We start from the raw sequence: 7,933 nt of genomic DNA, 5'->3' as shown, positions 1-7,933 counted from the left end.
ATTGCTGACATGGAAAGTTAAGCTATTAATCAATACTAGTTATTTTATTTTTTGGCTGATTGCCAATCCCAAGAAATCTTGGGTTCTATGCGCCACTGCATATCAGTTCGGATACTATGCAACATTGCATAGTTATTTGGAGGTTACTATGCGCCATTGCATAATAGTTGTTCGTTGATTTTGCCGCTTCCTATTGAATTAATCGCATTTTTAACAAAATAAATACAGAATTAATACTTTATTCTGAAGAGGCTATATATAGTTTACCATAACACTCAACCTGTGTTGCATCGAGGCTATATAATAATTTCAGGTCTAATTGCTTATTTTTCACCCAGCAACTCAGTAATTTTAATCGCCGTTTCCAACGCCCTCCGCCCCGCTTCCCCAGAAACCAGAGGATAAGCACCCGTATTAATGCAATTGACGAAATGCTTGATTTCTTCCAGTAAAGCATCGCCGCTTTCAAAAACCGATTCTTCGGTGACGATTTCAGGAATGCCGGGGAACATTTCCTTGGTGCCGGTCTTATGCTTGGTCAATACGCGGTTCTGGAAATCCACGGACACATAAGAGCTTGGCCTGAACATCCGCATCTTGCGTTCCACTTTCATGCTGATCCGGCTGGCAGTTACGTTTGCTACACAGCCGTTGGTAAACAATAGCCGGGCATTGGCAATGTCTGTGCCTTGCGTCAGGACGGCCGTGCCGCTGGCATCGATACGTTCCAGTTCCGAATCCACCAAGGCCAGGATAATGTCGATGTCATGGATCATCAAATCCAGCACAACACTGACATCGTTGGCGCGCGGATTAAACGGCGACAGGCGGTGGGATTCAATAAACAACGGTTTTTCGTCCCTTTCCAAGCCCAATACCGCCGGATTAAAGCGTTCCAGATGCCCGACTTGTAAAACAAGATTTTTCTCCCTGGCAAGGGCAATCAGTTCATCCGCTTCGGCGACGGTCACGGTAATCGGCTTTTCGACCAACACATGAGCGCCCGCCAACAAGAAATCCCTGGCAACCTGATGATGGTAAGTGGTTGGGACGACGATGCTGACGGCATCAACTTCACCGAGAATTGGCTTGTAGTCTGTATAGGCCTTAGTGCCGTTATCAGCGGCGATTTGGTTGGCAATGGTTTTGTTAATATCAACGACTGCGACTAGCTCGCAATCGGGTAACGCAGCATATTTTTGGGCGTGAAACTTGCCCAGATAACCGGCGCCAATCACGGCACACTTGAGTTTTTTCATAGGGTTGGTGTTCATTTGTTTTAACGGGCGCCCCAAAAAATTGGCCACCATTGGTGGAGGTTGTCCGAACAGGAAAGGTTTCCATCATTGTAATACAGCGGGCTTATGCAAGAAACCATTTAAGAATGGATACCATCTTATTATGGCCCGTATTACCATCACGATTTCAGCATTCTGCGTCCCTTGGTCTTTGGCTAAACAGTCTTGAACAGGCTGATCGCGCCTGTCTAAGCGGGTAGTTAAACGCATAGACTTGGACAAAAAGCCAAAAATATTTATATTGTCCATGTATTGTCAAAATATAGTTTGACAATAGAGAATGCTGCTGATAAATTAAATCGCAATTCAAGATTTAGGGAATTAAGCTGGGTCAAAGTTGCTCCATGAGGTTTTTGTTATTTACAGTAAGGCAGTCATATCATATTGATTTTATAATAAAAATATGTGGCATCGGTTATACGGGTGCTAAACGCCTAAATCGTATTTTTACTGTGTTTGGGATGTTGTAAAAAAATTTAAAACTATATAGTCAATAGATTGTCCTACTTTTGGCAACGGCTGTCCGATGTTGCTGTAAATTTGTCGGACGAATATTTGGCTTGCTTACACTAGTTATAAGTCACTGTGCGAGGATTTGGGTCATGAGATTATTAACTGAATACATGTCTGTACCGGAAGCGAACGGAGGTATCGTTGCAAATAAAGCCATCGATGACAATAAGCCCGCACCAGCAAGTAATGAGCCGGAAAGTATTGAAAGCCGCAATTTGAAGCTCGCACGGCAAATAGAAGCGCATAAAAATCAATTAATACATGGCCTATCAAAATTTCCCGTGACGGCATTGTGGGTGTTAAGCAGATATGAACAAGCACCGAACAAGGATGAACAAGAAGACGATGCCAGTGTGGCATCGGAATATAACGAGTTTTTGGAAGACATTAAAAAGCAATATCAAACTGTCAAGCTCGCATTTGCTGACAAAGCCCAAAATGAGGAGGTTTACGCCAGTAATCGGCAGCGATTGATGTCGGTTGTACAACAGTTTCCTTTTGCTTTTGAAGATTTGGTTAAGGTGGTGGATATTGTTGTTTACGCCTTTAAGTACAGAGGAATTTCCTTTGACCGGAATAGTTTGCCTTCAAGTTCTCCCGGCAATTCTCAGGCAAAGAGGCATGCCGAAATCATCTTAAAGCGACTGGAAGGCGTGGCTCGACACGGTAAAACAAGCCTGTCAGAGCAGTTTAAGACGATGGATTTACATCAGCACGAAGAGGAATATCTGTTCCTATCAATAACTGAAATGAGTGAGCTGATGGCTGATGTGGTATTGGCAGAGCATCATTGGCTAGCCTATCGTCAGAATTTGGCCACAGTCAATTCCAAGCTGGTTTTATTCATAGCCAACCAATATAGAGGTAGTTTTCTTGATTTTGAAGATCTGGTTCAAGAAGGCCATACCGGCCTATTAAAGGCGGTGGACAGGTTTAAGTACCGTTTAGGCTTTCAATTCTCAACTTATGCAGGCTATTGGATCAGGCAAGCCATTTCCCGAGCCCTCTCCCGTTCGGAACGTGTGGTGCGCATACCCTGCGGACAAATCGCAACCATCAATAAGCTATTCCGCGCCAAGGAAGAGCTGAGCCTTAAGACAGGGAAAGAACCCAGCATTCAAGAGTTAGCGGAATATATGCAGTTATCTCATGATGAAGTTAACGGCCTCTTATCAATTTCTCAATCTGCCGTAGCTTTGGAGGCGTTTGAGGATGACGAAAGCGAACAGGCTTTTGCACCTATCGATTTCCTGGAACAAAAGGTTTTTAACCATTCTTACAACATGATTGCGGAGGCGCAGTTACAAAGTATCGTGAAGACGGCCGTCAAGGCGCTCAATACGAGGGAAGCGAAAATCCTCTGTTCCCATTTTGGGGTCGGCACTGACGAGCAAATGACCCTACAAGAAATTGGCGTTGAACTGAACTTGACCAGGGAAAGGGTGCGACAAATCCAGGTAGTGGCATTGGACAAGATCAGGATGCGTTACGGCGAACAGCTGTTGAGCTTTTTGTGAGGCAATCGGCATTTATTTAATGTTTATTTTTGGATAATGAAATTGAAATAGCGCGAAGAATATGAAAATATCACTAAGCGGCTGGAAAACCCTATAAAATACCAAGCTTTTTGTATTTTTTGTGGCTATATTAAACCTGAAAGCAATGCAAAAAAGAACGGCGAAAATCAAAACTATAGGCCTCACTAAAATGAAGCCGGGAGAAAAGTAATCATGAAGAGATATATATTGAACACATTGCTCTGGAGTGTTGTGTTTACCGGCGCGTTTTTAATATACAACAGGATAAACGCCACGCCACCCGTGCAGGATTCGCTGGCCTATTCGGAATTTATCGGTAAAGTCAAAAGCGGCCAGGTTGATCGTGTCGAGATTAGCGGGCAATCAATCAAAGTCCGTACCTCTGATGGTCAAAACCTGCAAACTTTCAACCCCGGCGACCAGCACCTGATTGATGACCTGTTGAATGCGGACGTCCAAATCAGGACCATCCCGCCGGTGCAACGGTCCATGATGATGGATATATTCATCTCCTGGTTTCCTATGCTGCTGCTAATTGTCGTGTGGATCATCTACATGCGTCGGACGCAAGGTGGCGTAGGCGGGGCAGGGCAGTTTGGCAAGAGCAAAGCCAAAATGCTGGAAGAGAACAAGATGACGGTCAAATTTGCCGATGTTGCTGGTTGCGAAGAAGCCAAGGAAGAAGTTGTCGAACTGGTCGATTTCCTGCGCGATCCGCAAAAGTTCCAAAAATTGGGCGGCATGATTCCCAAAGGTATCTTAATGGTGGGCCCGCCCGGTGCCGGTAAGACGTTGCTGGCACGGGCGATAGCCGGTGAAGCAGGCGTGAAATTTTTTACCATCTCAGGCTCTGATTTTGTGGAAATGTTCGTCGGTGTCGGCGCATCCAGGGTCAGGGATATGTTTACCCAAGCGAAAGAACATGCGCCTTGCATTATCTTTATCGACGAAATTGATGCCGTAGGCCGACAACGGGGCGGTGCAGGTTTGGGCGGCGGCAATGACGAACGTGAGCAAACCCTTAACGCCTTGTTGGTGGAAATGGACGGTTTCACCGGTAATGAAGGCGTTATTGTTATCGCCGCAACCAATAGGGCCGACGTACTTGACAAGGCGTTGCTGCGTCCTGGCCGTTTTGACCGTCAAGTGACTGTTGGTTTGCCTGATGTCAAAGGCAGGGAACAGATATTGAACGTCCACATCAAGAAAGTCCCTGTGGGCGATGATGTTGAGCTTAAGAATATCGCCAGGGGAACACCCGGATTTTCTGGTGCCGATCTTGCCAATATCGTGAATGAAGCGGCATTGCTGGCGGCGCGCACCAACAAACAGAAAGTCAGCATGAACGAACTGGAAAAAGCCAAGGACAAGATCCTGATGGGTGCCGAAAAGCACACGATGGTTATGACGGAAGACGACAAAAGGCTTACCGCATACCACGAAGCAGGGCATTGTATCGTTGGTGAAATGTCGCCTGACCATGACCCTGTTTATAAAGTGAGCATCATGCCCCGGGGTAGGGCATTGGGTATCACCATGTTCTTGCCGGAACGCGACCAATACAGTGCAAGTAAGCGCAAATTGGAAAGCCAGATTGCGAGCCTTTTTGGCGGACGTATTGCGGAGCTGATGATTTACGGCGGTGACCGTGTGACAACAGGCGCATCCAACGACATCGAACGCGCGACTGAATTGGCAAGGAACATGGTAACGCGTTGGGGCTTTTCCGACATTATGGGGCCACTGGTCTATGGCGAAGAAAGCGGCCAACCATTTATGGGCTACGCCTCGCAAGGAGCAAAAGTATCTAACTCAGTACAAGACAAGATAGACGAAGAAATACGTTCGGTTATCGACAGAAATTACAAAAAGGCAGAAACCCTGTTGAAAGACAATATCAGTATCTTGCATAAGATGGCAGATGCGCTGATGAAGTGGGAGACTATCGACAAATCTCAAATTGATGATTTGATGGCAGGCAAAGATCCAAAACCGCCAGCCGATAACAATGATTCGTCAGACAAACCGGACGATTCATTAAAGCAGGAATCGACCGCTGGTAAACCAGATTTAACCAAACCTGCAGGGCAAGTTTGAGGTGCGCTCATTAGGGGGCTTCGGCCCCCATTTTTTTTGCCCGAATTATGGCGCTAAAAAATGCTAAGATTAAGCCGTAAGAATTATTCGGGTTTTTTACATATCAGGTATGAAGGCTTATCTAAAAATAATAAATACCTGTCTCTCCGTGTTGTTAATCGGCATCATGGGTTTTTTGTTTTGCCAAACAAAAGCAGGGACTTACCTTGAGGAAGAATTTGGTTTGGACTGGCTGTTCAAGCTTAGGGGTTCGTTACCTCCGCCTCCCGATATTGTTATTGTTTCTATCGACCAAGCTTCGGCGGAAATCCTGCGCCTGCCAGATGACCCCGAAAAATGGCCGCGTTCATTTTATGCCCAACTCATTGACAAAATAAACCAGCAAGCGCCTGCCATCCTTGCGTTCAATATCCATTTTGGTGAGGACCGAGAAGCTGCAAGTGACCAGAAATTGGCAAATGCAATGGCAGTAAAGAAAAATGTCATCCTCAGCAACTATTTAAAGCAAAAAACAGTGCCTTCCCTAGCGGAAGGAGAAATCCGTTATGAACAGGTGATTGAGCCAATCCCTCTGTTTAATCAAGCGGCCTTAGGTACGGCCCCGTTTCCGATACCCAAGACATCATCAACCGTTAAGGAATTTTGGACTTACAAACACAGTGCAGGGGATATCCCCACATTTCCCGTCAGTGTTTTTCAATACTTTGTCATCAAAGAAGCGTACCCTGAAATTCTACAGTTGCTGGAGCAGGCCGATCCCGTTCTTCGTGCCTCGTTGCCAAACAGGTTCGATCAGCTAGTCCAGAAATTTAGGACGATACAAATATTTCATGACATTCAAACGGCAATAACAAAAGATGAGTCCTCATTGATTCAAATGAGACAACTTATTGCGGATTCTCAATACCCCGCGAAGTTAAAGCAGCTATTACAAGCGTGGTTCGCCCTGATGAAAAGCGACGAACGACTTTATTTGAATCATTATGGCGATGTGGGCGCGATTACGACTGTGCCGTTTTATCAAGCATTGACGACAGAAATACTGGGGCCGAAACTATTTCGTGACAAAATCGTATTGGTTGGCTATTCAGACAGTATGGAGCCGGAAAAACAACAAGGATTCTATACGGCCTATTCAAAAACAAGCGGTAAAGTAATCAGCCCTATTGAAATTGCTGCTACGGCAGCCGCAAATCTGATCGATCAATCTTGGTTGAAACCGCTGTCTAAAACCAATCAAGCGATTTTAATTCTGGTTTGGGGGATATTGCTAAGCAGCACTTTTCGGTTATTTTCTTATAAATCCTCCGTGGTCGTGGCATTTCTGTTGACAGCCATTTATTTGGGTTACAGCCTATTGTTGTTTGCATCCGAAAATATCTGGATGCCCTTGGCTATCCCTACCCTACAGGTCTTATGCGTATTGTTATGGCAATCAACAACTTACTTTATCAAAATTAGAAAAGTTTCCGAGCGTTACTTGCCAAAAGAAGTATTTGCCATCAATACCCGTAATCCAGAAGGTATGAACCAGTTTGGGGTGTTGATGCAGGGCGTTTGTATGGCGACCGATGCGGGCCAATACACTGGCTTGTCGGAAACGATAAGCCCACTTGAGCTACATAAGCTAATGAACGATTATTACGGGACTATCTTTCCACGGGTAAAAAGCCGGAAAGGCATGATTTCCGACGTTATTGGCGATGCCATGCTGGCGGTTTGGGCGGCGCAAAAAATAGACACTAAACTCAGGTTGAATGCTTGCCATGCTGCCCTGGAAATCAAAACGGCCATTGCCCGTTTCAATGATAACTGTGACTACCAGTTGGCAACACGTATGGGATTGCATTTTGGGGAAATGCGCTTGGGCAATGTCGGTGCTGAGGAGCACTATGAATACCGCGCTGTCGGCGACACCGTCAACACGTCAACGCGTATCGAAGGTTTAAATAAGCTGCTAGGCACACAGATCCTTGTGTCTGAGCCAGTGCTGAATGGGTTGCAGGGGTTTTTTAGCAGGGAAATAGGCACGTTTTTGTTGAAAGGCAAAATTCAGCCAGTGACTATTTTTGAATTGATCTGCACCATTGATGAAATTTCTAACATAGACACAAACTGGCCACAGTTTGCAGCGACTTTCGCCCATGCGCTGGATTTGTTTAAAGCTAGGCAATGGCAGCATGCATTAGAAAAATTTCGTGCCATCAATGAGAGCCACCCCCATGACGGGACAACCCGTTTTTATATACGTTATTTAGAAAATCAACTATTCTCTGTATCAGAAAACCAAAATAGCGGGAATAGCCAAAGCAAAGAACATGCCGTAGTTATTGATGTGGGTAATATTAACGCTTTTTTGCATTGAGTCGGGCAGTATGGTTCACTTCAGCGTTAGGAAAAAAGCTGAGTGGTTATTGGCCTCAAAGCGAGCGAAAAGCCGTAGGTTTTCCTAGAAACATACCTGTTTCACAAAAACCTAATTTTAGG

At 45.3% G+C, this 7,933-nt stretch carries 4 protein-coding genes; 3 read left to right on the top strand and 1 reads right to left on the bottom strand.

The genetic code is table 11. The features are described 5' to 3' along the window. Window positions 1–323: 323 nt before the first annotated feature. On the bottom strand, window positions 324–1,259 hold the full coding sequence (locus MGMO_RS06565; protein ID WP_036307151.1) for a Gfo/Idh/MocA family protein: 936 nt from the start codon (window positions 1,257–1,259) through the stop codon (window positions 324–326). A 641-nt stretch (window positions 1,260–1,900) separates the two neighbouring features. On the opposite strand from MGMO_RS06565, the gene MGMO_RS06560 reads away from it, so the two are divergent. From MGMO_RS06560 to MGMO_RS06550, 3 genes are all read left to right on the top strand, one after another. Further along, a complete protein-coding gene (locus MGMO_RS06560; RefSeq protein WP_023494255.1) occupies window positions 1,901–3,328 on the top strand; it encodes a sigma-70 family RNA polymerase sigma factor in 1,428 nt (475 codons plus the stop codon). A gap of 213 nt (window positions 3,329–3,541) precedes the next feature. Next, entirely contained in the window at window positions 3,542–5,446 is a 1,905-nt protein-coding gene (gene ftsH / locus MGMO_RS06555) for an ATP-dependent zinc metalloprotease FtsH (RefSeq protein ID WP_023494254.1), read from the top strand. Window positions 5,447–5,555: 109 nt separating this feature from the next. Then, entirely contained in the window at window positions 5,556–7,811 is a 2,256-nt protein-coding gene (locus MGMO_RS06550; protein ID WP_023494253.1) for a CHASE2 domain-containing protein, read from the top strand. Window positions 7,812–7,933: the final 122 nt, after the last annotated feature.

Origin of the sequence: Methyloglobulus morosus KoM1, assembly GCF_000496735.2 — a bacterium.
Taxonomy (GTDB): domain Bacteria; phylum Pseudomonadota; class Gammaproteobacteria; order Methylococcales; family Methylomonadaceae; genus Methyloglobulus; species Methyloglobulus morosus.
Note: the sequence above shows the minus strand (reverse complement) of the source record. Positions and strands in the feature narration are given on the sequence as shown.